The 25,919-nt window shown below is 72.0% G+C and carries 22 protein-coding genes and 2 tRNA genes; 20 read left to right on the forward strand and 4 right to left on the reverse strand.

Annotated features, from left to right (window positions below; translation table 11 throughout):
* The first annotated feature begins 72 nt into the window (after positions 1-72).
* The 3 genes from ACFPZI_RS35530 to ACFPZI_RS35540 all read left to right on the forward strand — a co-directional run bounded on the left by ACFPZI_RS35530 (position 73) and on the right by ACFPZI_RS35540 (position 3,272).
* Complete coding sequence (locus ACFPZI_RS35530; protein WP_381371283.1) at positions 73-1,359, forward strand: glutamate-5-semialdehyde dehydrogenase; 1,287 nt, start codon at positions 73-75, stop codon at positions 1,357-1,359.
* A 75-nt stretch (positions 1,360-1,434) separates the two neighbouring features.
* Entirely contained in the window at positions 1,435-2,031 is a 597-nt protein-coding gene (locus ACFPZI_RS35535; RefSeq protein WP_461112943.1) for an SCO2584 family spore wall biosynthesis protein, read from the forward strand.
* A 170-nt stretch (positions 2,032-2,201) separates the two neighbouring features.
* Complete coding sequence (locus ACFPZI_RS35540) at positions 2,202-3,272, forward strand: SCO2583 family membrane protein (RefSeq protein WP_381371285.1); 1,071 nt, start codon at positions 2,202-2,204, stop codon at positions 3,270-3,272.
* Between the two features lie 10 nt (positions 3,273-3,282).
* Here ACFPZI_RS35540 and ACFPZI_RS35545 read toward each other — a convergent pair whose 3' ends face one another.
* On the reverse strand, positions 3,283-4,440 hold the full coding sequence (locus ACFPZI_RS35545; RefSeq protein ID WP_381371286.1) for a M48 family metallopeptidase: 1,158 nt from the start codon (positions 4,438-4,440) through the stop codon (positions 3,283-3,285).
* A gap of 430 nt (positions 4,441-4,870) precedes the next feature.
* Between ACFPZI_RS35545 and ACFPZI_RS35550 the strand changes: the two genes are divergently transcribed.
* The 9 genes from ACFPZI_RS35550 to ACFPZI_RS35590 all read left to right on the forward strand — a co-directional run bounded on the left by ACFPZI_RS35550 (position 4,871) and on the right by ACFPZI_RS35590 (position 9,970).
* Positions 4,871-5,035, forward strand: coding sequence for a hypothetical protein (locus tag ACFPZI_RS35550; RefSeq protein WP_095534281.1), 165 nt, complete (start codon positions 4,871-4,873; stop codon positions 5,033-5,035).
* 82 nt (positions 5,036-5,117) lie between these two features.
* The gene (gene nadD, locus ACFPZI_RS35555; RefSeq protein ID WP_381371287.1) at positions 5,118-5,882 is read left to right on the forward strand and encodes a nicotinate-nucleotide adenylyltransferase; all 765 of its coding nucleotides are present in this window, start codon (positions 5,118-5,120) and stop codon (positions 5,880-5,882) included.
* Positions 5,883-5,898: 16 nt separating this feature from the next.
* The gene (locus ACFPZI_RS35560; RefSeq protein ID WP_381371288.1) at positions 5,899-7,728 is read left to right on the forward strand and encodes an LCP family protein; all 1,830 of its coding nucleotides are present in this window, start codon (positions 5,899-5,901) and stop codon (positions 7,726-7,728) included.
* A gap of 132 nt (positions 7,729-7,860) precedes the next feature.
* Positions 7,861-8,307: a ribosome silencing factor gene (rsfS, locus tag ACFPZI_RS35565; protein WP_381371289.1), complete on the forward strand. Its 447-nt coding sequence runs from the start codon at positions 7,861-7,863 to the stop codon at positions 8,305-8,307.
* Entirely contained in the window at positions 8,298-8,975 is a 678-nt protein-coding gene (locus ACFPZI_RS35570; protein ID WP_381371290.1) for a histidine phosphatase family protein, read from the forward strand. Before rsfS ends, ACFPZI_RS35570 begins: the two co-directional genes overlap by 10 nt.
* 104 nt (positions 8,976-9,079) lie before the next feature.
* Positions 9,080-9,152 (forward strand) — tRNA-Ala (locus ACFPZI_RS35575).
* A gap of 209 nt (positions 9,153-9,361) precedes the next feature.
* Complete coding sequence (locus tag ACFPZI_RS35580; RefSeq protein ID WP_381371291.1) at positions 9,362-9,535, forward strand: zinc ribbon domain-containing protein; 174 nt, start codon at positions 9,362-9,364, stop codon at positions 9,533-9,535.
* A gap of 3 nt (positions 9,536-9,538) precedes the next feature.
* Positions 9,539-9,772, forward strand: coding sequence for a hypothetical protein (locus ACFPZI_RS35585; RefSeq protein ID WP_381205359.1), 234 nt, complete (start codon positions 9,539-9,541; stop codon positions 9,770-9,772).
* Between the two features lie 125 nt (positions 9,773-9,897).
* A tRNA-Ala gene (locus tag ACFPZI_RS35590) sits at positions 9,898-9,970 on the forward strand.
* Positions 9,971-10,074: 104 nt separating this feature from the next.
* Here ACFPZI_RS35590 and ACFPZI_RS35595 read toward each other — a convergent pair.
* On the reverse strand, positions 10,075-11,685 hold the full coding sequence (locus tag ACFPZI_RS35595; RefSeq protein WP_381371292.1) for an NADH-ubiquinone oxidoreductase-F iron-sulfur binding region domain-containing protein: 1,611 nt from the start codon (positions 11,683-11,685) through the stop codon (positions 10,075-10,077).
* Positions 11,682-12,986, reverse strand: a complete 1,305-nt coding sequence (locus ACFPZI_RS35600) for a ferric reductase-like transmembrane domain-containing protein (protein WP_381371293.1) — start codon at positions 12,984-12,986, stop codon at positions 11,682-11,684. Before ACFPZI_RS35600 ends, ACFPZI_RS35595 begins: the two co-directional genes overlap by 4 nt.
* A 589-nt stretch (positions 12,987-13,575) precedes the next feature.
* On the opposite strand from ACFPZI_RS35600, the gene leuS reads away from it, so the two are divergent.
* The 8 genes from leuS to holA all read left to right on the forward strand — a co-directional run bounded on the left by leuS (position 13,576) and on the right by holA (position 25,171).
* Positions 13,576-16,455, forward strand: coding sequence for a leucine--tRNA ligase (gene leuS / locus ACFPZI_RS35605; protein WP_381371294.1), 2,880 nt, complete (start codon positions 13,576-13,578; stop codon positions 16,453-16,455).
* Between the two features lie 199 nt (positions 16,456-16,654).
* Positions 16,655-17,392 carry a hypothetical protein gene (locus ACFPZI_RS35610; protein ID WP_381371295.1) on the forward strand — a complete coding sequence of 246 codons (738 nt, stop codon included), beginning with the start codon at positions 16,655-16,657 and terminating at the stop codon, positions 17,390-17,392.
* 86 nt (positions 17,393-17,478) lie between these two features.
* Positions 17,479-18,324 (forward strand): DegV family protein, encoded by an 846-nt coding sequence (locus tag ACFPZI_RS35615; protein ID WP_381371296.1) that lies wholly within the window; start codon positions 17,479-17,481, stop codon positions 18,322-18,324.
* 455 nt (positions 18,325-18,779) lie between these two features.
* The gene (locus ACFPZI_RS35620; RefSeq protein WP_381371297.1) at positions 18,780-19,646 is read left to right on the forward strand and encodes a ComEA family DNA-binding protein; all 867 of its coding nucleotides are present in this window, start codon (positions 18,780-18,782) and stop codon (positions 19,644-19,646) included.
* Positions 19,647-19,759: 113 nt separating this feature from the next.
* A complete protein-coding gene (locus ACFPZI_RS35625) occupies positions 19,760-22,489 on the forward strand; it encodes a ComEC/Rec2 family competence protein (RefSeq protein WP_381371298.1) in 2,730 nt (909 codons plus the stop codon).
* Between the two features lie 402 nt (positions 22,490-22,891).
* Positions 22,892-23,773 carry a YceI family protein gene (locus ACFPZI_RS35630; protein ID WP_381371299.1) on the forward strand — a complete coding sequence of 294 codons (882 nt, stop codon included), beginning with the start codon at positions 22,892-22,894 and terminating at the stop codon, positions 23,771-23,773.
* A 71-nt stretch (positions 23,774-23,844) separates the two neighbouring features.
* Complete coding sequence (locus ACFPZI_RS35635) at positions 23,845-24,090, forward strand: hypothetical protein (RefSeq protein WP_381371300.1); 246 nt, start codon at positions 23,845-23,847, stop codon at positions 24,088-24,090.
* Between the two features lie 91 nt (positions 24,091-24,181).
* On the forward strand, positions 24,182-25,171 hold the full coding sequence (gene holA / locus ACFPZI_RS35640; protein WP_381371301.1) for a DNA polymerase III subunit delta: 990 nt from the start codon (positions 24,182-24,184) through the stop codon (positions 25,169-25,171).
* A 225-nt stretch (positions 25,172-25,396) separates the two neighbouring features.
* Here holA and rpsT read toward each other — a convergent pair whose 3' ends face one another.
* Positions 25,397-25,663, reverse strand: coding sequence for a 30S ribosomal protein S20 (rpsT, locus tag ACFPZI_RS35645; RefSeq protein WP_381371302.1), 267 nt, complete (start codon positions 25,661-25,663; stop codon positions 25,397-25,399).
* Positions 25,664-25,919 lie beyond the last annotated feature (256 nt).

The raw sequence follows: 25,919 nt of genomic DNA on the forward strand, positions 1-25,919 counted from the left end.
GACCGAGGCCCCCGGTGTCTCGAGGTTCGGGATACCGGTGGTCAGGCCCACCGGCCGCACTACCCTTCCTCCATGACCACGCTTTCGCCGTATGACTCGATGTCCCCGGTCAACCAGGCCGCCTACCGGGCCAAGGGGGCCGCCGCCACCCTCGCGCCGCTGCCACGCGCGGCGAAGGACGACGCGCTGCTCGCCGTCGCGGACGCGCTGGAGGTCCGGGCGAGCGAGATCGTCGAGGCCAACGCCCAGGACGTCGCCAAGGCACGCGAGGCGGGCATCAGTGAGGGCATGATCGACCGGCTCACCCTCACCCCGGAGCGGGTGCGCGCGATCGCCTCCGACGTACGGGACGTGGCCGCGCTGCCCGACCCGGTCGGCGAGGTCGTCCGTGGCTCCACTTTGCCCAACGGCATCGACCTGCGGCAGGTCCGGGTGCCGCTCGGCGTCGTCGGGATCATCTACGAGGGCCGCCCCAACGTCACGGTCGACGCCGCCGCCCTGTGCCTGAAGTCGGGCAACGCGGTCCTGCTGCGCGGCTCGTCCTCCGCGTACCGGTCGAACACCGCGCTGGTCCGGGTGGTGCGCGATGCCGTGGGCGGCGCCGGGCTGCCCGCCGACGCCGTGCAGTTGGTGCCCGGCGAGGGCAGGGAGAGCGTGCGCGAATTGATGCGCGCCCGAGGCCTGGTCGACGTCCTCATCCCGCGCGGCGGTGCCTCCCTGATCAACACGGTCGTCCAGGAGTCGATCGTCCCGGTCATCGAGACCGGCACCGGCAACTGCCACGTCTACGTCGACGCCGACGCCGATCTCGACACCGCCGTGGAGATCCTGATCAACTCCAAGGCCCAGCGGGTCGGCGTGTGCAACGCCGCCGAGACCCTTCTGGTCCACCAGGACATCGCCCCGGCGTTCCTGCCGCGGGCCCTGGACGCCCTGGCCGGGGCCGGGGTCACCGTGCACGCCGACGAGCGGGTGATGGCGTACGCCAAGGACTCCGCGGCGACGGTCGTGGAGGCCACCACGGAGGACTGGGAGACCGAGTACCTCTCCCACGACATCGCCGCGGCCGTCGTCGACTCGCTAGACCGGGCCGTGGAGCACATCCGGCTGTGGACCTCCGGCCACACCGAGGCCATCGTCACCACCTCGCAGCAGGCGGCCCGCCGGTTCACCCAACTGGTGGACTCCACCACCGTCGCTGTCAACGCCTCCACCCGGTTCACCGACGGAGGCCAGTTCGGCTTCGGCGCGGAGATCGGCATCTCCACGCAGAAACTGCACGCCCGGGGGCCGATGGGCCTGCCGGAGCTGACCAGCACCAAGTACATCGTGACCGGCGACGGACACGTCCGCCGCTGATCCACGCCGCGGGGGCAGACGGACGAATTTCCGTACCGTCTGCCCAAATTGACCCCTCCGGTCTACTCTGGAGACGTGCCGGAGGACGTGGGGGGCACGCCGTTCCCTGACGGCGGGGAGCCCGACGACGACCACGACCGCGGAGTGTCGGACGAAGAGTTCGACCCCGTGGTTTTCGACGAGGCCTTCATCGGCGCGGCCGTGGTCCACGAGCCGAGCGCCGTCGAACGTCTCCTTGCCGCCGCCCAGGCCAGAGCCGAGGCTTCCGAGGCCGAGGCCCACCGCACCCGTCCGACGAACGATCGATACGACGACGGTTACGGACGGTACGACCGCCGTCGCCGGGGCGACGACGGCGACGGTGACGACTTCGCCGACGGGGACGACGATCCCGCCGCCCCGAAGGACGACTACGGTCACACGGGGCCGTACGGCAGGCAGGTCCGCTGGCACCGCCCGGTCGCCTGGATGCTCGCCCTGGTGATGGGCGTCGGCATGGTCGCGCTCGCCTTCTCGGCCGTCTACCGGGGGTCCTCCGCCAACAATCGGCAGGACCAGGTGCCGCCGCCCGCCTCGACCGGCCTGGAGCAGGGCGGCGGCGCGGCTCCCTCCGCCTCCGCCTCCGCCGACTACTCCCAGCCGGACGTCCCGGTGATCCCGAGCAGCCCCTGAGGCTCGTCGTGCGGGTCGGCAGCGGGGCCGCCGGCCCGGTCAGGCGAACGGGCCCGGGAGCAGGTCCGGCGGCAGGCCCGCCAGGGAGCCCCGGCCCGGGTGGGAAGGCCGTCACAACTTGGCGTGCGCCACGGCGTTTACACGGGCCCCCCGCGACCTACTCTGAAGATATGGCAGGGCCTGCGGACCCACCCGGAGGGGCACCCGAGGGCGCCCCCGGAGGTGGCGAGGACGAGTACCGGTCCGTCGTCTTCGACGAGACCTTCGTCCGGGCTGCCCGCCTCCAGGAGTTCTCCGCCCAGGAGCGCATCACCGACCACGCCCCCGCCGTACGCCGTCGGCCGCCCCGGCACCGGGGCCTGTCCCGGCAGGTGCTGGTCCTCGTGGTGCTGATCGCCGTGGCCTTCGGCACCGCGATCTACATGGGCGTACGTCATCCCTCCCGGGCGCCCGGCGCCGGGGAGGCCGCCGAGCCACTGCGCATGACCATGATCCCGCTCGCCCCCGAGGGCAAGGTGCCCGGCACCCCCGATTCCGAACGACTGTACGACCACAGTCCGGCGGCGCAGTTCCGTATCGGGGCCCAGGGGGTGACGCTCCCGGCGTCCCGGCGTACCGCGCACTTCTCGGACGGACAGGTCGTGACGGCACTGATCACCGCGAAGGACTACATCGTCCGGTCCGCCCTCGACCCCGAGGTGCTCACCGGCGGGGAGACCCGCTCCGTACGCGTCCTGCTCGGCGTCGACCAGCAGGACCAGTTCGACCGGAGCTTCACGCGGCCGGCCCCGGACGGGCGGCACGCGCCCACCGGATGGCTCGTCCGCTTCGACCCCTCCCGCGCGGAGCTGGCCGACCGCAGGATCCGCGTCCAGGGCACCCTGCAGGCGTCCGAGGCCGACTCCGGCACCCTCGAGGTCACCGCGGACCACACCTCGGTGTACGCGCTGCGGCCGGTTGGCGCGGACCCGGGAGCCCGGGTGTCGCTGTTCACCGTCCGGCGCGAGCTGCACTTCCGCTTCGACCGCGAGGACCTGCGCCTGCACCAGGCGCAGCTCGTCGTCTCCTCCGTCCAGGCCGGCCCGCTGTCCTGCGCCGAGGACTCCACGGGCTATCTGCGCCCCCTGCTGGCGGGCGACACGGCCAAGGAGGGCGGCCCCGCCGGCACCGACCCGTACGCCACGGGCGGCACCCCGGCCCTGTGCGGCTCGCTGGCGGCGGAGGCACAGCCCAGGGTGTGACGCCCGTGCCTCAGGTGCCGTCGCGCGGCGGTCGGTCGTCCCCGGTGTCCGGGTCCGACGACGTACCCGGCTCCTGAGGGTCCTTCGGCCCCTGGGGCCCGTCCGGTCCCTGCGCGGGCCTCGGCCCCGAGGACGTGAAGCCGCCGAAGCCGCGGCGGACCCGGTCGCCCAGGTCCCCGGCGCCGCCCGCGAGGTCGCTGACCAGCTTCATCAGCGGATCCTTGGAGCTCTTCACATCGCCGGCGTAACTGCTCGCCGAGTCGCGCCAGGAGTCCCGTACCGAGGCGTCCTTGTCCTCGTCGCGTCGCGGGTAGTGGCCGTCCACGATCCGCTGGTACTCGCGGGTCTCCGCCCACTTCTTCAGCTCGGCGGCCCGGACGGTGGTGAACGGGTGGGAGCGGGGCAGCACGTTGAGAATCTTCAGTACGGAGTCGCGCAGGTCGCCCCCGGCGTCGTACTCCTCGGCCTGCTCCAGGAACGCGTCGACGTTCATCTCGTGCAGGTGGTTGCCACCGGCGATCTTCATCAGGCCGCGCATCGAGGCCTGCAAGTCCTGGCCCACCAGCAGTCCCGCACGGTCCGCGGACAGCTCCGACTTGCGGAACCACTCGCGCAGCGCCGTCACGATCGCCATGATCGCGACGCTGCCCAGCGGAATCCAGGCCACCCGCACCGCGAGGGACGTCAGGAACAGCAGGATGGTCCGGTACACCGAGTGCCCGGACAGCGCGTGCCCGACCTCGTGCCCGACGACGGCCCGCATCTCCTCCTCGTCGAGCAGCTCGACCAGCCCCGTGGTGACCACGATGATCGGCGCGTCCAGGCCGATGCACATCGCGTTCGGCGTCGGGTCCTGGTTCACGTACATCGGCGGGACCTTGTCGAGGTCCAGGATGTAGCAGGCGTCCCGCAGCATGCTGTTGAGGTGCGCGAACTGCCGTTCCGAGACGCGCACCGAGTCGGACAGGAAGAGCAGCCGCAGACTGCGCTCGGGCAGCAGACCGCTCAGGGCCTTGAAGACCGTGTCGAAACCGGTCAGCTTGCGCAGCGCCACCAGGGCGGAGCGGTCGGCGGGGTGTTCGTACGCACGCGAGGAGATTCCGGGGAAACGCCTGCGTTGCCTGCTCGGCACCTTCTCGTGCCCGTTGTGCTGATGGCCGTCGGACATGTGTCCCCCATGTGCGTCTGTGTGACCTTCGCGGTCCGTTGTGACCTTCGCGGTTCCCGGTACCCGTCCCTTGGCGGTCCCCTGTCCGGCCCTTCGACCGCCCCGGGGCGAAGCCCAGCCTAGGTGGAGAAGGCGCGGACCGGCAGACCGGTGGAGCGGAAGAGCAACGCGGCCGGGAGCGCGCGCGGAGCACCGTTCCGAGCCGCCCGGCTCCCCGAGAAGGACGATCAGGACCGCGGGATGGTTGCGTGACCCGGCCGTCCCCACTCGCTCGGGAAGACCGGCGGGAAGACGACCGGGGAGGCACCGGAGAGGCACCGGAGAGGCGGCCGGGCCCGCAACGGCGGAGTCGGAGTGATCGGCGCGAAGGTGCCCGCATACGATGAGCCGACGTCTTTATCCCGCCCACACGCGATAGGTACTGCCGAAGATGAGCTTCCACAGCGCCGCTGCCCAGTTGGTCACCCTCGCCGCCGAGGGCGGAGAACACAGCGGCAACCATCAGAGCCTCAACCCCTACCTGGTCGGCGGCTGCGTCCTGGCCGGCCTGCTGCTCCTGTTGTGGATCACGACCCGCTTCAACCGCGACCGGTAGATCCCCGGAGCCTGTTCGGGCGTGGCCAAAGGGCGCACCTGGCGGCCGGAGCGTTCAGGGAGGGCCGGTAGGGTCTGCACGCATGGGAGAGCAGGACATGCCTACCGGTCCGGTGGAGGACACTGCCGGGGGACCGACCGGGGCCGAGGTCACGACCGGGGCAGGGGCCGAGGGCACGGCCGGGCAGCCGGCGAGCGGCGCCGAGCACCGTCCGGCGCCGCGCCGGGCCGGCGGCCCCGGCAGCGGCCCGCCGCAGTCGGGCAAGCGCCGCCTCGGCGTCATGGGCGGCACCTTCGACCCGATCCACCACGGACACTTGGTGGCGGCCAGCGAGGTCGCCGCGCGGTTCCACCTCGACGAGGTGGTCTTCGTCCCCACCGGGCAGCCGTGGCAGAAGAGTCACCGGGTGGTCTCCGCGGCCGAGGACCGCTACCTGATGACGGTCGTCGCGACCGTCGAGAACCCGCAGTTCTCGGTGAGCCGGATCGACATCGACCGCGGCGGGCCCACCTACACCGTGGACACCCTGCGCGACCTGCGGGCGCTCAACCCCGACACGGACCTGTTCTTCATCACCGGAGCCGACGCCCTCGCGCAGATCCTCACCTGGCGGGACAGCGAGGAACTGTTCTCCCTGGCGCACTTCGTGGGCGTCACCAGGCCCGGCCATCTTCTGACCGACGCGGGCCTGCCCGAGGGGGGCGTCTCGCTCGTCGAGGTCCCCGCCCTGGCCATTTCCTCGACGGACTGCCGTGCGAGAGTCGCCACGGGAGATCCCGTCTGGTACCTGGTGCCGGACGGGGTCGTGCGCTACATCGCCAAGCGTGAGCTGTACCGCGGCGAGTGAGCCGAGAGGGGCACCGGTGAACGACCGATACGACGCGGGATACGGCGACGGAGGGGACGACCCGTACGGGCTTGTGGGCTACGACGAGTACGGCCGGCCCGTCTACCGCCAGGCCGATACCCAGGCGCCGGACCAGCAGGCTCCGCAGCAGCCGTACGACCCGTACCGGCAGCAGGGGCAGCAGGACCCGTACGGGCAGGAGTACGGGCAGGGCTACGGCGGCGGCTACGACCCGTACGCCACTGGCGGCCCGCAGCAGCCCCCGCAGCCCTACGACCCCTACGGGACCGGGACGGGTACCGGGCAGCAGCCGCAGACGCCCCCCTACGACCCCTACGGAGCCCAGGGCGGCTACGGCACTCCCCAGGGCGGCGGGACGGCCACCCCGTACGACCCCTACGGCGATTCCTACGGCGATTCCTACGGGCAGACCGCGCAGGGCGGCACCGGGCAGCAGCCCCGGGTCGCCGAGCAGACCGCGCACATCCCGCAGCAGCCCGGCCCGGCCGACGGCAAAACCGGCCCCGACGGTCGTGACGGCCCCCCGGCCGCGGATTCCGAGGCGCCCGAACGGGAGTACCACACCGAGCAGTTCGCCTTCGTCGAGGAACCGGACGACGACTCCGAGGACGTCATCGACTGGCTGCAGTTCACCGAGAACCGCACCGAGCGCCGCGAGGAGGCCAAGCGCCGCGCACGCAGCCGGATCGTCGCCCTGGTCGTGGTCTTCGCCCTGGTCGTGGCCGGCGGCGTCGGCTACCTCTGGTACGCCGGGAAGCTCCCCGGCCTGTCCGACTCCGACGCCGGTACGGGCACCACGACGGCCACGGGCGCCCAGAAGCGGGACGTCATCGTCGTCCACCTGCACGACACCAAGGAGGGCGGCACCGCCACCGCGCTGCTCGTCGACAACACCACCACCAAGCAGGGCACCACCGTCCTGCTGCCCAACTCCCTGGCCCTCGCCGCCGAGGACGGCACCACCACCACGCTCGCCAAGTCGGTCGAGGACGACGGATCCGGCGGTACCCGGAGCGCCCTCGACACGGCCCTCGGCACCGACATCGAGGGCACCTGGCGGCTGGACACGCCCTATCTGCAGAACCTCGTCGACCTGGTCGGCAACATCGACATCGACACCGACGCCGACGTGCCCGACCCGGACGCGAAGAAGAAGGGCGAGGCCCCCCTGGTCAAGAAGGGGAAGAGCCAGACCCTCACCGGGAAGATGGCCGTCGCCTACGCCACCCACCGCGCCTCCGGCGAGGCGCAGAACGCCCAGCTGGAGCGGTTCGGGCAGGTCATGCAGGGGGTGCTGCGGAAGATGACCTCCGACGCGGGCGCCGCGACGACCACCATCCAGACCCTGGGGCAGATCATCGAGCCGCCCCTGACCGACAAGGACCTCGGCTCCTTCCTCGCCCGGCTCGCCGACCTGGCCAAGGGCGGCGAGCACAGCACCGCGCTGCTGCCGGTCCAGGACGACGGCACGCTCACCGCGGAGACGAGCGACAGCGTGGTCAAGGAGGTGCTCGGCGGTACCGCGAAGAGCCCTGACAAGGACGCCGCCGTCAGCGTCTTTGTGCGCAACGCCACCGGTGTCGCGGACAACACCGAGAAGGCCCGGGTCGTGCTCCTCAACGGCGGCTTCACCTTCCTGGAGGGCGGCACCGCCACCGCGGCGGCGGCCTCCGCGGTCGTCTACGCGAACGACGCCGACAAGGAGAACGCCTCCGAGGTCGCCAAGACCCTGGGGCTGCCCACCGAGTCCGTCACCAAGGGCAAGGTCTCCGGGAACGCCAGGGTCTCGGTGGTCCTGGGCCAGGACTACGAGCCGGGCACCTGACCGGACCGCGGTACGCCCGGCCGGGTGCCCCGCAGGGGGCGTCCCGGCCGGGCGTACCCCGAAACGCGTGGGGTGCGCCCGGCGGTCCGTGAGACCCTTGAAGGCAAACGACCGCCGAGCGAAAGCCTTGTAGTGACCGCAACCGACCGTTCCATCGAGCTCGTCTCCGCCGCTGCCCAGGCCGCGGCCGACAAGCTCGCGCACGACATCGTCGCCTACGACGTCAGTGACGTGCTGTCCATCACCGACGCCTTCCTGGTGGCTTCCGCGCCCAACGACCGTCAGGTCAAGTCGATCGTCGACGAGATCGAGGAGCGGCTCAGCAAGGAGCTCGACGCCAAGCCGGTCCGCCGCGAGGGCGACCGCGAGGCCCGCTGGGTACTGCTCGACTACGTCGACATCGTCGTCCACGTCCAGCACAGCGAGGAGCGCGTCTTCTACGCCCTGGAGCGGCTGTGGAAGGACTGCCCCGAGCTGGAGCTGCCCGAGGACGCCGTGGCCACCCGCGGCAAGGCCGCCGAGCACGCTCGGCAGAAAGAGGCAGAGGAGGCCGCGGAGCCGGGTGGTGAGTGGCGGTGAGCCCCGCCGGTGAGGCGTTCGGTTCCGGCGAAAGCCGGGGCCGTCGCGTCATCCTGTGGCGACACGGCCAGACCTCCTGGAACGTGGAGCGCCGCTTCCAGGGCAGTACGGACGTGGAGCTGACCGGGACCGGCGTCGCCCAGGCGCGCCGGGCCGCCCGCCTCCTCGCCGGTCTCAAGCCCGACGCGATCATCGCCTCCGACCTGAAGCGGGCCGCCGACACCGCCGCGGAACTCGCCGCCCTCACCGGCCTGCAGCCGGTCCACGACGAGGCCCTGCGGGAGACCTACGCGGGCGTCTGGCAGGGCCTGACGCACGACGAGATCATCGCCAGGTACGGCGACGAGTACATCGCCTGGAAGCGCGGCGAGCCGGTACGCAGAGGCGGCGGCGAACTGGAGACCGAGGTCGCCGACCGCGCCGCTCCGGTGGTGCTCCGGCACGCGGACAAGCTCCCGGACGACGGCACGCTCGTGGTGGTCAGCCACGGCGGCACGATCCGCACCACCATCGGCCGGCTGATCGGCCTCGACCCGCGCAGCTGGGAGAGCCTGGGCGGGCTCACCAACTGCTGCTGGTCCGTCCTCGGCGAGGGCGCCCTCGGCTGGCGGCTGCTCGAGCACAACGCCGGCACCCTGCCGGAACCGGTGCTCGGCGACGACGACTGATCCCCGGGTCCGGGTCCGGGTGCGGCCCGGGGGCCGGATTTCACTTTCCGGCAGGTCGCAGGCTAAAGTTCTTCTTGTTCGCCCGCCGAGCGGGAAGAACACCCGGGGCTATAGCTCAGTTGGTAGAGCGCCTGCATGGCATGCAGGAGGTCAGGAGTTCAATTCTCCTTAGCTCCACAGATCACATGACGAAGATCCCGTCCTCGGTTCGAGGGCGGGTTTTTTCGTTGTTCCTGGTTGAGCAGGAAGGTGCCGACAGGCGTATACCTCTGCGAGGCGCCCAGCCGTGTCCCGACCGGTACCCCGGCGTCGCTGACCGTATTGGTCCGGCCGTGGCAGAATCAAACGACCGGAAGGGGGCGCGGCCCGACGGGAGGGAGTTGTTGATGCCTGCGAGCATCCACGGGGAGGTCGACCACCTCTTCGACGGGGTGTTGACACGACGGACCTCGACCCGGCTCCTCCGCCCTTCCCGCGGTTCCGCGCACATCGCCCAAGTCCTCGGTGACAACGGCGGTGTCTTCTATGTGTGTACGGCCTGCGGCCACAGCTGGAGCTGAACGATGGGTGCACACAGGCGAAGGTGCGACTGGTGCGGCAGCGGGACGCCGATCGTCCGGGACATGGAGCCGGTCAATCCCGACTACCAGTACTGGTGCGAGGAGTGCGCGCAGGCGCTGATCATAAAAGGCGATCCGATCGAGACGTACCGTGAGCTCGAAGGCGAACCGATCTACGGCCGGCTTCTCGAGGAGCACTGCACGCTCAAGCGCTTCTATTCGTTCGTGACCGCGTGACCGAGCGTTGCGGTTCGGGTGACAATGCGGGCAGAACCGGGCGCAACGGAATCGATGTGGTGTCGGGCCCGGATGACCGTGTAAAGTTGGCGTCGCCGCCGGGGCAACCGGGCGGGATGTGACCTGGGGCTATAGCTCAGTTGGTAGAGCGCCTGCATGGCATGCAGGAGGTCAGGAGTTCAATTCTCCTTAGCTCCACAGCAGTAGAGGGCGGATCATCCGATCGGATGATCCGCCCTCTACGCGTTGTCGGATGTGCGGCCGTGCGGGCCGCCCCGGAGGGCGGCCCGCACGGACCCGTGTCAGCGGCCCAGCGCGCGCCGGCCGCGGCCCTGGGAGAGGACCGGCAGATTGCGCGAGGGAGCCTTGGCCTGCGCTCCTCCCTCCTCGACGCGCAGGGCCAGTGCCGGGCAGCGGCGCACCGCGCGCATCGCCTTGGCCTCCGCGTGGCGCGGCACCTGGGCCTGGGCGACGGTCGGGAAGCCGTCCGCGCCGAGTTGGAAGACCTCCGGGAGGAGGTCCGCGCACAGGCCGTGGCCCCGGCACAGCGTCCAGTCGACGAAGATTTTCTGGCGGCTGGGGCCGTTCTCCTCGCCGCCCCCGCCCGGGATGCCCGTAGGGGCCCTGCCCCCCTCGAAGAGCGGCAGCACGCCCTCCACGGGGCGCCCGCAGCCGTTGCCCAGGACATGGGCGGCGAGGTCGTCGGTGAACGCCTTGATGGTCGACTCCAGGAACATCGCGGAGCCGTCCGGATGCGAACACGCGCCGCGCCGCTTCACGCTCTTGGCGACCTGCTTGACCGCCTCCAGAGCAGCCGGGCCGCCGCCGTTGAGGATGTCCTCCAGGCCGCGCGCGGCGGCCGGCAGACCCAGGTAGCAGGGGCCGCACTGGCCGGCGCTCTCCTCGGCCAGCCATTTCGCCACCATCAGGGACTCGCCCAGAGGGCAGGTGTCCTGACTGATCGGCAGGATCGCGCCCGCGCCGAGCGCGCCGCCCACCGCGTCCAGGGAGTTGCGGGAGACGATCGCCTCGTTGACGGTCGCCGCGTCGATCCACTTGCCGTGGTAGCCGCCGGTGAGCACACCCTGCGGCATCGGCGGCGCGCCGGCGAGCTGGAGGACGTAACGCAGGGGTACGCCCGTCGGGACCTCGATCACCATGGGGCGGGCGACCGCCCCGGAGACCGTGAGCAGGACGGTGCCCGGCTCGTCGTACAGGCCGGTGTTGCAGTAGCGCTCCGGGCCGATGCGGGCGGCGATGGCGAGCTGCGCGAAGGTCTCGGCGTTGGAGAGCAGGGTGGGCGCGCCGCCCACGCCGTTCTTCGAGGCGCTGACCTTGCGGCCCGGCGGGACCGCCGGGCCACCGTCGATGGAGCGGATCAGCGAGGCCGCGGCGCCCGTGACCATGCGCACCGGGTTGAGCTGCACGCGGGCGCGCAGCGCGGACCGGCGCCCGTTGTTGAGGCCGCGTTCGGCGAGCGCGGCCTCCATGGAGCGCTTGGTGGACTCGCGGGTGACCCCCACCACGAGCGTGCGGGCGCCCATGGCCTCGGCGCACAGCAGCGCGCCGTCCAGGATGAGATGCGGGGCACGGTTGATCATCACCGTGTCCTTGCGACAGGCCGGTTCGTCCTCGCTGCCGTTGACGACGACGACCGGCCGGACGCCGCGTTTGATCGCCGTCTCGGCGACCGAACGCAGCTTCTTGTGGAAGGGGAAGCCGGCGCCGCCGCGCCCCCTGAGGTTGATGCGTTCAGCGAGCTGGGCGAGCTGTTCGCCGCCCAGGGGTTCGAGCGGCCCGTGCACCTTGAGGTGCATGGGGAGATCGAGCCGGTCGACAAGGTCGAAGCCCGACGTGAGCTGGGGAAGTCCGACGACGCGGACTTCGGGTACGTCGGGCAGAGCCTCGTTCACTTAAAGCCTCCGGAAGGCGTGTTCCAAGGTTCGCCCGATCCCGGTGCGTCGAAGTCGTACGACGCACCGGGAGATGGATCAGTGGCGGGACCGCTGTTGTACGTGTCACTCGGGTTGTACGCGTTGTAGAGACCGTTCGACTCACCGGTGTCGTACACATCACTCGAGCCGAAGCCGGAGGTGGCCGAATTGTCGTAGGTCGGGATGTTGTATCCGGTGTCCTGGAGCGGGTCGTAGGCCGACGGCGGGGCCTCGCCGACCGGCGGCGGGGACGGGATGGGCCAGTTGCCCGAGGTGCTGGAGGGGCCGTCCACGTGCGGTGCCTCCATGCGCTGGCCGCCCATCGCCTGGCCGCCCATGGTCTGGCCGCCCATGGTGGGAACGGCCTGAGTGGGCTGCATGTCCAGGGGCAGTTCCATGCGGGCGGTCTGGTCGGCGTAGAGGGGCTGCTGCGGCTGGGGCGGGGTGGAGACCGCGCGGTAGGCGGCCGCGAAGCCGTTCGCGGGGTCCGGGGCCGGCGGTGCGACACGTTCGGCGGTCTCGTACCGCGGCCGGGCGGCCGGTTCGGGGCGTTCGGAACGGGGCCGGGAGTCCCGTCTGCCGCCGCCCTCGTACCCGGGAAGCGACGCCTCGGCGGCGCGGGCACGGCTCTCGTCCAGCTTGTCGCGGCCCTGCTGCTCGGCGATGCCGAGCAGGGCCGCGACCCGGTCGGCGACCTTGCGCTTGACCCGCGCCGGGGAGGCGCGCAGGACGAGGGCCGCCATGACGCCGAGCAGGGACAGGCCATAGAGGATCAGGAAGATCGGCTTCGCCGATCGACCCGCGTAGAGCCCGTGGATCAGCGCGGCGCACCAGGCCGGGTAGGCCAGCATGTGCAGGGCGCGCCAGCGGGCCGCGACGGGGGCCGGAGAGGCGAAACGGTTGCGCAGGACGCCGGTGATGCCGACGAAGATCATCAGCATTCCGGCCAGGGTGCCCAGACCGATGAGGAAGGACCTGCCGGCCACCACCTCGTCGTCCGTGAGGAGCAACCCGAAGGGGATCACCGCGGCGATCCACGTCGTGTGGTCCAGGGCCAGCTTGATGCCGATGTGCACCAGCAGGAAGGCGATCGAGGCGACCGCGGTCGTCCGGTGCACCGCCTGCGCCAGGATGCGCTGGCGCGGACCGAGCAGAACCCGGTCCTGGGCGACCAGTCCCCAGATCACCGAGCAGCTCAGACAGACGAGCGACAGAACGCCCACGCCGAAGTTGAGGAACTCGGCGAACCAGTCGTCCGCCGTGCTGTCGTCCGGCCTCACGCCCTACCTCCCCACGTCACGACGGAAAGCACGACGAAATGCGGGCACGGCTGACCGGCAGCCGACCGGCCCTGAACGGGCGGTGGGCTGCTGTCTGGACAAGGGTTCATGGGGGAACTCCGAACGTTCGGGAGAAGCGGTCCCGGGCCGCACTCTAAACCTCGTCGTACCGGGGAGTGCGAGGTTTGAGTCGTTGTGCTGTCATCAAAAGACAATCGGGCTGTTGTGATGCCCCTTAAGGGTCGTTACGCGGAGTAATTTTTGACCGATATTCAGGGACGGAGGCCGGGCGGGAGTGCTTCCCCGCGGTCCCGTGGGCCCGGGGGAAGGGGTCGTGGGCCCCGGTGACGGGTCCCGGGTGGTCCCGCGGGCGGGGTGAAAGCGCGTCGCGGCGCGCTCCGGGCCTGCGGTACCCTGGCGCCATGCGTGCCGTACGCCTTCTGCTTAGCGAGCCGCGCTGATCAGTCCCGGCCATGGTCGAACCAGTTGGTCGGAATCGGCGCGGCGTCCCCTCCTGTGTGAGGGGATTTTTCATTTCCGAATGTCGCAGCAGCCGTGGGCGCAGACGATCGATGGAGCTTTGAGGATCATGAGCGAGACGAACCCCGCGGCCACCCCCGAAGTGGCCGCGCCGCACCGCTACACGGCCGCCCTGGCGGCCGAGATCGAGGCACGCTGGCAGGACTTCTGGGACGCCGAGGGTACGTACGCCGCCCCCAATCCGAGTGGCGACCTGGCGGGCGACCCGGAGACGGTGGCCCGGCCCAAGAAGTTCATCATGGACATGTTCCCCTACCCGTCGGGTGCGGGACTGCACGTCGGCCACCCCCTGGGCTACATCGCCACCGATGTCTCCGCCCGGTTCCAGCGCATGACCGGCCACAACGTCCTGCACACCCTGGGCTTCGACGCCTTCGGCCTGCCCGCCGAGCAGTACGCGGTACAGACCGGTACGCACCCGCGCGTGTCCACCGAGGCCAACATCGCGAACATGAAGGCCCAGCTGCGCCGGCTGGGCCTGGGCCACGACCGGCGCCGGTCGTTCGCCACGATCGACCCGGACTACTACAAGTGGACCCAGTGGATCTTCCTGCAGATCTTCAACTCCTGGTACGACGACGAGGCCGGCCGGGCCCGCCCCGTCACCGAGCTGATCGCCGGCTTCGAGTCCGGTGAGCGCCCCGTACCGGGCCACACGCGCGCGTGGAGCGAGCTGAGCGAGGCCGAGCGCGCCGACGTCCTGGGCGGCTTCCGGCTGGCCTATGCCTCCGAGGCGCCGGTCAACTGGTGCCCCGGGCTGGGCACCGTACTGGCCAACGAGGAGGTCACCGCCGACGGCCGCTCCGAGCGCGGCAACTTCCCGGTCTTCAAGGCGAGGCTGCGCCAGTGGAACATGCGCATCACCGCCTACGCCGACCGGCTGCTGTCGGACCTGGACGCCCTGGACTGGCCCGAGGCCATCAAGCTGCAGCAGCGCAACTGGATCGGCCGCTCCGAGGGCGCCCGCGTCGACTTCCCCGTGGACGGCGAGAACATCACCGTCTTCACCACCCGCCCCGACACCCTGTTCGGCGCGACCTACATGGTGCTGGCCCCCGAGCACCCGCTGGTCGAGAAGTTCACCCCGGCCGCCTGGCCCGAGGGCACCCACGACGTCTGGACCGGGGGCCACGCCACCCCGGCCGAGGCCGTCGCCGCCTACCGCGCGCAGGCCGTCTCCAAGTCCGACGTGGAGCGGCAGGCCGAGGCCAAGGACAAGACCGGTGTCTTCATCGGCTCCTACGCGACCAACCCGGTCAACGGCGAGCAGGTGCCCGTCTTCATCGCCGACTACGTCCTGATGGGCTACGGCACCGGCGCGATCATGGCCGTACCCGCGGGCGACCAGCGCGACTTCGAGTTCGCGCGTGCCTTCGAACTGCCGATCCGCTGCATCGTCGAGCCGACCGACGGCCGCGGCACCGACACCTCCACCTGGGAGGACGCCTTCTCCTCCTACGAGGCGAAGATCATCGACTCGTCCAACGACGAGGTGAGTCTGGACGGCCTGGGAGTCGCCGAGGCCAAGGCGCGCATCACCGAGTGGCTGGAGCGCCGGGGCATCGGCGAGGGCACCGTCAACTTCCGGCTGCGCGACTGGCTGTTCAGCCGGCAGCGCTACTGGGGCGAGCCCTTCCCGATCGTCTACGACGAGGACGGCACCGCCCACGCCCTGCCCGAGTCGATGCTGCCGCTGGAACTGCCCGAGGTCGACGACTACTCCCCGCGCACCTTCGACCCGGACGACGCCGACACCCGGCCCGAGACGCCGCTGTCGCGCAACGAGGACTGGGTCAACGTCACCCTGGACCTGGGCGACGGCCGCGGCCCGCGCGCGTACCGGCGCGAGACCAACACCATGCCCAACTGGGCCGGCTCCTGCTGGTACGAGCTGCGCTACCTGGACCCGCACAACAGCGAGAAGCTGGTCGACCCGGAGATCGAGCAGTACTGGATGGGCCCGCGCGAGGGCATGCCGCACGGCGGCGTCGACCTGTACGTCGGCGGCGCCGAGCACGCCGTCCTGCACCTGCTGTACGCGCGCTTCTGGTCCAAGGTGCTGTACGACCTGGGGCACGTGTCGTCGGCGGAGCCGTTCCACAAGCTGTTCAACCAGGGCATGATCCAGGCCTACGTCTACCGTGACAGCCGCGGCATCGCGGTGCCGGCCGCCGAGGTGGAGGAGCGCGAGGGCGCCTACCACTACCAGGGCGAGAAGGTCTCCCGGCTGCTGGGCAAGATGGGCAAGTCCCTGAAGAACGCGGTCACTCCGGACGAGATCTGCGCCGAGTACGGGGCCGACACGCTGCGCCTGTACGAGATGGCGATGGGCCCGCTGGACGTGTCACGGCCGTGGGACACCCGCGCGGTGGTCGGCCAGTTCCGGCTGCTGCAGCGGCTGTGGCGCAACATCGTCGACGAGAACACCGGCGAGGTGACGGTCGTCGACGCCGAGCCCGGCGAGGACACCCTGCGCGCCCTGCACAAGGCGATCGACGGGGTGCGCCAGGACCTGGAGGGGCTGCGCTTCAACACCGCGATCGCCAAGGTCACCGAGCTGAACAACCACCTGACCAAGCAGGGAGGCCCGGTACCGCGCCAGGTCGCCGAGGCCCTGGTGCTGCTGGTGGCGCCGCTGGCCCCGCACATCGCCGAGGAGCTGTGGCGCACGCTGGGTCACACCGACTCGGTCGTCCACCAGGACTTCCCGGTCGCCGACCCGGCGTACGTCGTGGACGAGACCGTCACCTGTGTGGTGCAGATCAAGGGCAAGGTGAAGGCCCGCCTGGAGGTCTCGCCGTCCATCTCCGAGGAGGAGCTGGAGAAGGCCGCGCTGGCCGACGAGAAGGTCGTCGCCGCGCTGGACGGGGCCGGGATCCGCAAGGTGATCGTGCGGGCGCCCAAGCTGGTGAACATCGTTCCGGCGTGACGGCGTAGGACCGGGGCCGGCCGGCTGTCGGTCTGCGGGGTGTCGGCCTGCGTGCTGTGGGCGCGGCTGCGGCTCGGGGTAGTCCCCTACGGGCAGGTTCGGGGTTCTTCCGGAACTCCGGACCTGCCCGTTGCGTTTACCTTTGAAGAACGGCGCGGTGCGTGTGGCGGGCGGCCCCAGGGCCCGGAGGAGGAGTCTCGTGGAAGCAGTGATCGCAGTGTTGGCCCTGCTCTTCGTGCTCTTCGTCACGCTGGGCGTGTACGCCACCGTGAAGGTCGTCGGCGCCGCCAAGCGCAGTGCGGACCGTCACCTCACCCAGGCCCGCCGCACGGTCGAGGACCACACCCTGAAGGTCAAGTCCTTCGCCCAGTCCGGCCCGGCCGGTGAGCTCGCCCAACTCAGGCTCAAGCTGCGGACGTCCATGCGCGCCACCCAGGACGCGCTGGAGGCCGGATCCTCGGAGGACCAGTCCCTCAAGGAGTCCCTCGGCCTTTTCGAGCGGCTCAGCGCGCACGGGCACGAACTGGACGCCGAACTGAGGCGCCTGGAGTCCGAACCGGACCGCGGCACCCTCGGCAAGCGGCTGCCCGAGCTGCGCGAGCGCACCCACCGCATCGCGCGGTCGGCGGACTCCCTGCGCTGGGCGGCCCGCGACCGCGCCCGCCACTTCGCGGACGACGACCTCGACTCGCTCAGCACCCAGATCGACGTCGAGACCGGCGCCCTGCGGCACTGGACGACCACCGACCAGCAGCCCGCACCCGCCTCAGGGCCCGCCCATGGTGCCCCGGCGGCCGCCCGGACCCGGCCGGACACCTCGCGGTCCGACGCCGCGCGGGAACCCGCGTCCGAGCCGGCACGGCCCGCCATCGCACCGGCCGCGCCGCGTCCCACCTACCCGTGGCAGAAGAAGCCCCGCCCGGAGAGCACCACTTGATCCGGGCGCACTGATCCGGACACGGCCCCCTCCGGCCCGCGGGGCCGGGCTGCCCGGGGGGCGGTACGCCAGGTAACCTCCAGCTCATGTCCCGCCATGTCGCTATCGTCACCGATTCAACGGCCTACCTTCCGGCCCGGACGATGGAGCGGCACGGCATCACGGCGGTCCCTCTGACCGTGGTCCTCGGCGACCGCGCGCTCGAGGAGGGCACCGAGATCTCCACCCGCTCCCTCGCCCAGGCGCTCCAGAAGCGGCGGCCGGTGACGACGTCCCGGCCCGGCCCCGAGGTCTTCGCCGAGACCTATCGCAGGGCCGCCGAGGCCGGTGCCACGGGCATCGTCTCCCTCCACCTTTCCGCCGAACTCTCCGGCACCTACGACGCGGCGGTCGTCGCGGCCCGCGAGGCGCCGGTACCGGTACGGGTGGTGGACACCGGCATGATCGCCATGGCGCTCGGATTCTGCGCGCTCGCGGCGGCGGAGGCCGCGGAGACGGGTGGCAGCGTGGACGAGGCCGTCACGGCCGCGGAGAAACGGGCGGTCGGCACCGCCGCCTACTTCTACGTCGACACCCTGGACTATCTGCGCCGGGGCGGCCGTATCGGGGCCGCGCAGGCCCTGCTGGGGTCGGCGCTCGCCATGAAGCCGCTGCTCCAGTTGACCGACGGCCGGATCGAACCCCTGGAGAAGGTGCGCACGGCGTCGAAGGCCATCGCCCGCCTGGAGGAGATCGCGGCCGAGCGGGCAGGCGCCGCCGACGTCGACATCGCCGTCCATCATCTCGCCGCCCCGGAGCGTGCTTCGGCCCTCGCGGACCGGCTGAAGGCGCGGGTGCCCGGACTGACGGAGCTGCACGTCAGCGAGGTCGGCGCGGTGATCGGGGCGCACACGGGGCCCGGCCTGCTGGGGGTCGTGGTCTCGGCCCGGTGAGGCCGCGGCGGGTCCGCGCCTGGTCCGTGCGGGTGATGGAGTTGTCCACAACCGGGCAGTAATCCACGGGAGTCAAGCAAGATCATCGCGCATGCGGTGGTGTGCCCGATCCTCCTGGCATGGCACTTCGATCACGTTCACGTTCAGCGACGGCGACCAGTGGCCCGGGGCGCGCACCCGCGTCCGACGGCCGCGCCCGACACCGCCGGCCGACCACTGCCGGGGCCGGAACCGGGAGCGGGAGCGCCATGGGGATCGGGCTGAGGCCCGGTGAGCGGGCCCGGCACGGGTATCGGCTCCGGGGCGGACGGGACCGTGATGCCTCGGCGGAGGAGCTTCGGCGCCGGACGGAGGTGCTGTTCGGGGAACCGGGCGGGCGCGGCGGCCGGGGCGTCGGAGGTGGCGGGCGTGCCCGGAGTGTGCCGAGCTGGGCCGTGGGTGGCGTGGACGAGCCGGTGACGCGATCCCCAAGGGGCACGGTCGCGACCGAGGGCGATGCGGACGCCGGGGATACGTGGACGTGGGAGGAAGGTCCCGAGCCGGTCGCCTCGGACCCGGTGGTGCCGGGGGAGCGGCGGCCGACCGGCCGGATGGGGCTCGCGTTGAGGGAACGGCTGCCGTTGTGGGTGCGGACGCGGTGCGGGCTGGAACGGCGGAGCGTGGTCGCGCTGTCGGTGGTACTGGTGGTGGCGGTGGGGTTCGCCGTGCAGCACTTCTGGGCGGGGCGGACGCAGCCCGTGCGGGCACCGGAGGTGGTCGGAGCGGCCGTGCCCCACGGCGGGAGCGGAACGGAAAGCCCGCCGGTGGGCTCCGCGGGGATCACCGAGGCCACCGGCACGGGTATGGCGGGCGCGGGCGCGGGTACCGCGCTGCCCGAGATCGTGGTCGACGTCGGCGGCAAGGTGCGTGACCCGGGGGTCCACCGTCTCCCGGCCGGCTCACGGGTCGCGGACGCGCTGCGGGCGGCGGGCGGAGTACGGCCCGGGACCAGGACCGACGGGCTCAACCGGGCCCGCTTCCTCGTGGACGGGGAACAGGTGATCGTCGGCGGCCCGGCACCGGCACCGGAGGCCGGTCCGGCACCGGCGGCGGGTGGTCCGGCCGGAACGGCGCCGGGCGTGGGGCCCGCGACACCGGTGTCCCTCAACACCGCGACGCTGGACCAGCTGGACAGCCTCCCGGGGGTCGGCCCCGTGCTGGCCCGGCACATCCTCGACTACCGCACCCGCAACGGCGGCTTCCGCTCGGTGGACGAACTGCGGGAAGTGAACGGCATCGGCGACCGCCGCTTCGCGGACCTGCGGAATCTCGTACGACCATGAGGAACGGGACACAGACACCACGGACGCGGCCCACTCCGAGGCGTCCCCCTGCGACGGACTCTCCTGCGGCGGACCCCGCCCCCGCGAACGCCGCCGGCACCGCCCGGCCGTCCGTGCACGCCGCCTCCGGCAGGCGGCTCGGGGACTCCCACCCTCGGCAGGAAGGGCCGGTCGATCTTCGGCTCGTACCCCCCGCGCTGGCGACCTGGGGTACGGCGGCCGTCATGTTGTACGCCCCGCCCACCCTGGTGACGGGCGTGGTGGTCGCCGCTCTGCTGCTGGCCGGAGTCCTCCTCGTACGGCGGAACCACCGTACGGAGCCACCACACGCGGGGCTCGGACCTGACGGACCGAGCCCTGGCGGTACGGGACCTGACGGGCCAGGATCTGCCGGGCCGAGCCCTGGTGGACCGAGCCCTGACGGTCCGGGATCTGTCGGGCCGGGACCCACGGGACGTGGCCGTGCGGGGCCGGGCGCCGCACCGGGGCAGGGCAGGTCGCGGGTCGCCGGGGTCGCGGTGCTGGTCTGTGTCGCCGCTGCCGCCGGTTCGGCAGGGCTGCACGGTGCCGATCTGCGGCGCGGCCCGGTGCCGGAGCTGGCGCGGGAGTACGCCTCGGTGACGGCCGAGGTCGAGCTCACCGCCGATCCCCGGCTCTCCCGGCCCCGGGCCGGCGGCGGCATGGTTCCGCCGTTCGTGCTCATCGAGGCCGATGTGCGGCGGGTGGAGCGCGCCGGGGGCGGAGCGGTGGTGGCGACCCGGGCCCCGGTGCTGATCATGGTCGACGCGCGTGCGGCCCGGTCGGGTACCCCGTGGGAGCGGGCAGGGGCGCGGGGCGCGGAGGGAAGCACGCGGTGGCTCGGGCTGCTGCCGTCCACCCGGCTGCGGGTCGAGGCCCGGCTCGCGCCCGCGACGGCGGGCGGTGACCGGTTCGCGGCCGTGCTGCGCGTCAGGGGCGCGGACGGGCCGGAGACGGTGGGGGAGCCGTCGGCGCCGCAGCGGCTGGCCGGGCGGCTGCGCGCCGGACTGCGGGCGGCGACCGACGGGCTGTCCGCGGACGCGCGCGCCCTGCTGCCGGGGCTGGTCGTGGGCGACACCTCACGCGTCACCCCGGAACTGGACGAGGCGTTCAGGGAGACCGACCTCACGCACACCCTGGCTGTTTCCGGGGCGAACTTCACGATCCTCCTCGCCCTGCTCCTCGGCCCTCCGGGGCTGGCGCAGTATGCCGAGCGCCGAGGGCTCGCGTCCCGCCTCGGCCTCTCGCTGCGTACGACCGCGCTGCTCGGCGGGGCACTCTCGCTCGCCTTCGTCGTCGTGTGCCGGCCGGACCCGAGCGTGCTGCGGGCCGCCGCCTGCGGATCCGTCGCGCTGCTCGCGCTCGCCACCGGCCGCCGCCGGTCCCTGATCCCGGCGCTGGCGACGGCCGTCCTGCTGCTGGTGCTCTACGACCCGTGGCTGGCCCGTAGTTACGGCTTCCTGCTCTCCGTGCTGGCCACCGGCGCCCTGCTCACCCTCGCGCCGCGCTGGAGCGCCGGGCTGCGAGGGCGCGGGGTGCCCCCACGGCTCGCGGAGGCGCTGGCCGCGGCGGGTGCCGCGCAGGCGGTGTGCGCGCCGGTGGTCGTCGTGCTGTCGGCACGGGTGAGCCTGGTGGCGGTGCCGTGCAACCTCCTCGCCGAGTTCGCGCTCGCCCCGGCCACCGTGCTGGGCTTCCTGGCCCTGGCCACCGCCCTGCCGGCGCTGCCGGTGGCGAAGACGCTCGCCTGGTGCGCGAGTTGGCCCGCGGAATGGATCGCGCAGATCGCCCGGACCGGGGCGGCGCTGCCCGGCGCCGGGGTCGACTGGCCGGGCGGCTGGGCCGGGGCGGCGCTGCTCGGGGCGCTCACCTTGGTCCTCCTGCCGATCGGCCGAAGACTGCTGCGCCACCCCTGGTGGTGCGGGGCCTGCGCCCTGCTCCTGGTGCTGCTGGTGGTGCAGCCGCCGCCGCTGACCCGTGCGGTCACGGGCTGGCCGCCAACGGGCTGGCGGCTGGTGATGTGCGACGTGGGGCAGGGCGACGCGATGGTGCTGGCGGCGGGCGAGGACACCGGCGTGGTCGTGGACGCCGGTCCGGACCCGGTCCCGGTGGACCGCTGTCTGCGCTCCCTCGGCGTCACCCGGGTCCCGCTGGTCGTGCTGACCCACTTCCACGCCGACCATGTGGCGGGCCTGCCTGGCGTCCTGCGCGGACGTTCGGTGGGCGGCATCGCGACGACGGGACTGGAAGAACCCGCCGACCAGGCCCGGTTCGTACGGAGACTCGCGGCGGACCGGCACCTGCCGGTGACGCGGGCCGTCGCGGGGGAGCGGCGGCGCACGGGGGACCTGTCCTGGGAGGTGGTGTGGCCACCGCCGAGCACCGGGCAGGCTCCCGGCACCTGGCCGGCCCCCGCACCCCCTTCCTCGGTGCCCCTGCCCCCGGAACCGGAGGGGCCGAACGACGCCAGCGTGGCCATGCTCGTTCGGACGGCGGGACTGCGCCTGCTGCTGCTCGGGGACATGGAACCGCCGGCCCAGCGGGCCCTGGCGAGGTCGCCCGCGGCGGATCGACTGGCGGACGTCGACGTCCTCAAGGTCGCCCATCACGGTTCGGCGTATCAGGATCCCGGCCTCGTAAGCCGGTTGGCGCCCCGGCTGGCGCTGATCTCCGCGGGGCGGGACAACTCCTACGGGCATCCGGCCCCGAGCACGGTCGCCGCGCTGCGGGACGCCGGCGCCGCGGTGCTGCGGACGGACCGGGACGGGTCGGTCGCGGTGCTCGGTGACGAGGACGGGAGAGGAGGGCTGCGGGTGGCGCGGCAGTGAGGGGCGGCGGTGAGGGGAGGGCTGCGGGTGGCGCGGCAGTGAGGGGCGGCAGTGAGGGGAGGGCTGCGGGTGGCGCGGCAGTGAGGGGCGGCAGTGAGGGGTGGCGGTGAGGGGTGGCGGTGAGGGGCGGGGCCGACAGTGACGACCCCGTCAGGGCTGTGAGAAATCCCAACCAGCGCGGCCCATCCGGATCACTGGGGTGTCTCGGGTGTTCTCTCAGCGCAATGGCGGTTTTCCAGTGATGTGGTGGCGTTTTGCGTCGAAAGCCTCATGAGTGATCGAATGGATGTCCGGAGAGTTGTCCGGGGGTAGTCCGGATGGGTCTGGACGGATACCCGGATGAGGGTCCGGATGAAAGTCCGGCAAGTCTGAGCTCTTGACGTCACGCAGAGGGTGTTGCACATGATCGGCCGCTGGCTCGAAAGCCGAACGAAGCGGGAGCAGCGGACGGGTCCTCTGGCAGCGGTGCAGACTCCACCGAGCGCGGGGGCGCTGAGCTGTCGGGTGCTCGACCCGGCCGGCCGGCCGCTGCCGCACGCGGAGTTCGCGGTCGACGACACCATGGGGCGCAGACTGGTCGGCGGCGGAACGGATCCCTTCGGATCGTTCGTGGCCACGGTGCCGGCGGGCGAGTACTGGCTTCTGGTGTCCGCCGAGGGATACCTGCCCTACCGGGCGACCGTCACGGTCGGGGAGGAATCGCTGGCCTCGCTCGGCGATGTGACCCTGCAGGCGGCGCAGCCCCCGGAGATGCCCGCGCCGGGCGACTGGGAGATCGACCCGACCCATTCCTCGATCGCCTTCACCGCGCGGCACATCGGACTGGCCCGGGTGCACGGCCGGTTCAACTCCTTCGCGGGGGTGGTGCGGATGGCCGACGACGTGACGCAGTCGGCGATGCACGTGGTGATCGACGCCGGATCCATCGACACCAATGTGACGATGCGCGACGACCATCTGCGGTCGGCGGACTTCCTGGACGTGGCGCGGTTCCCGACCCTCGAGTTCTACAGCGACCGGTTCCTTTACCAGGGCGGCAACCGGTGGGCCGTCGTCGGAGGCCTGTCGCTGCACGGGGTGACGCGTACGGTCACGCTCGACACGGAGTACCTGGGGCTCGGCAACGGACTGCAGGGCGAGGTCCGGGCTGCCTGTCGGGCCGCCACCGAACTGCACCGCGACGACTTCACCATCAGCTGGCAGACGATGCTGGCGCGGGGCATCGCCGTGGTCGGCCCCAGCATCCGGATCGCCCTCGACGTGCAGATCGTGCCCAAGGGCTGACACGGCTCACCGGCTCACCGGCTCACCGGCCGCCGATCCGCCGACTGAGCGGGCCCGCCACAATGGCTCTCGTGAGCGACGTGAGACATGTGCTGGTGCTGCCCGACCGGGAGGCCGCGGAAGCGGTGGCGGAGGAGATCGGCGAGCGCTTCGGCGTCGACGAGGAGCCGCGACTCGTCCGGGACTCCCTGGCCGGCGAGGACGACGCCGAGGACGCCCAGTGGCTCGTCGTCCTGCGCGACGAGCAGGAACGCCTGAACCCTGGCGACCTGGACGAGTTCGCGGCGGAGTGGGACGGCTGGCGCGAGGAACCCTGACCCGCGGGCGGAACCACGGACGCCATGGGCGCGCAGGACCGTTGGTCCGCCGTCGGTTTCGTTGTCAGTGGGGCGTGCGATGCTTGGCGCGATGGCCAGGAAGACAGCTCAAGACGACCCTCTCGCCCCCGTGACGCTCGCCGTGGGCCAGGAGGACCTCCTGCTCGACCGTGCGGTGCAGGAGGTGGTGGCGGCGGCGAAGGCCGCCGACGCCGACACGGACGTACGCGACCTCACTCCGGACCAGCTCCAGCCCGGCACCCTCGCCGAGCTGACCAGTCCCTCGCTCTTCGCCGAGCGCAAGGTCGTGGTCGTACGCAATGCGCAGGACCTGTCGGCCGACACCGTCAAGGACGTGAAGGCGTACCTCGGGGCGCCCGCCGAGGAGATCACGCTCGTCCTGCTGCACGCGGGCGGCGCCAAGGGCAAGGGCCTGCTCGACGCGGCGCGCAAGACGGGGGCGCGGGAGGTGGCCTGCCCGAAGATGACGAAGCCGGCGGACCGGCTGGCCTTCGTCCGGGGCGAGTTCCGGGCCGTGGGGAGGTCGGCCACACCGGAGGCGTGCCAGGCGCTGGTCGACTCCATCGGCAGCGATCTGCGGGAGCTGGCGGCGGCGGTGTCCCAGCTGGCGGCGGACATCGAGGGCACGATCGACGAGGCGGTCGTCGGCCGGTACTACACCGGGCGGGCCGAGGCGTCGAGCTTCACGGTCGCCGACCGCGCGGTCGAGGGACGGGCGGCGGAGGCGCTGGAGGCGCTGCGCTGGTCGCTGGCGACGGGGGTGGCGCCGGTGCTGATCACCAGCGCGCTCGCCCAGGGTGTACGGGCGATCGGGAAGCTGTCGTCGGCGCGCGGGGGCAGACCGGCCGATCTGGCACGGGAGCTGGGCATGCCGCCGTGGAAGATCGACCGGGTGCGGCAGCAGATGAAGGGCTGGACTCCCGACGGCGTGTCCGTGGCGTTGCGCGCGGTGGCCGAGGCGGACGCCGGAGTCAAGGGCGGCGGGGAGGACCCGGGATACACCCTGGAGAAGGCGGTCGTCACCATCGCACGCGCGGCCAGGTCGAAGGGCCGGGCGTAGGACGTCCTGGCCCGTGCCACTGCCCCGTGACAAAGCCGAGGACCCCGCTCCACCACCCGGGGAAGGGCGGACGGAGCGGGGTCCTCGGTGAAAGCTTGGAGCCCGTACCCGCGTGGCGAACGCAGGCCGCGTACAGGCTCGAGGTGCCGGTCGGGGGCGGAGAGAGAGGGCCCGCCCTGGGTCCTTCCAGCGGTCGGATCGAATCCGATCAGATCAGCGAGTGGTTCAGCCCTTGAGGGACACGACCTTGCGAGCCAGCGCCGACTTCTTGTTGGCGGCCTGGTTCTTGTGGATGACGCCCTTGGCGACGGCCTTGTCGAGCTGACGCGCGGCAGCGCGCTGGTACTCGGTGGCCTTCTCGGCGTCGCCCGCGGCGGAGGCCTCACGAGCCTTGCGGATCGCGGTCTTCAGAGAGGACTTGACGGCCTTGTTGCGCAGCCGGGCCTTCTCGTTGGTCTTGTTCCGCTTGATCTGGGACTTGATGTTCGCCACGAATGAGCCTCTACAGGTTCTGGTCCGGGGCCGCACGGGTCCCGGACCGGTGAATTTCTTGAGACGTGTCCCGCACCGAGAGGGCAAGAGACACAACCCCCCACGTTACCAGCGGCCCGACGAGCGGCCCAAACCCGACCCCGGCCGGGACCGGCACGGTCCCGGTCCGGCACGGCCCCGGCACAGGCCCGGTCCGGCACCGGCCGGGCTTCCGGTCTCCACCCGGGGTGCCACACTCCCCGCCCGTGGGACCATG

Origin of the sequence: Streptomyces chlorus (assembly GCF_042655885.1) — a bacterium.
Taxonomy (GTDB): domain Bacteria; phylum Actinomycetota; class Actinomycetes; order Streptomycetales; family Streptomycetaceae; genus Streptomyces; species Streptomyces chlorus.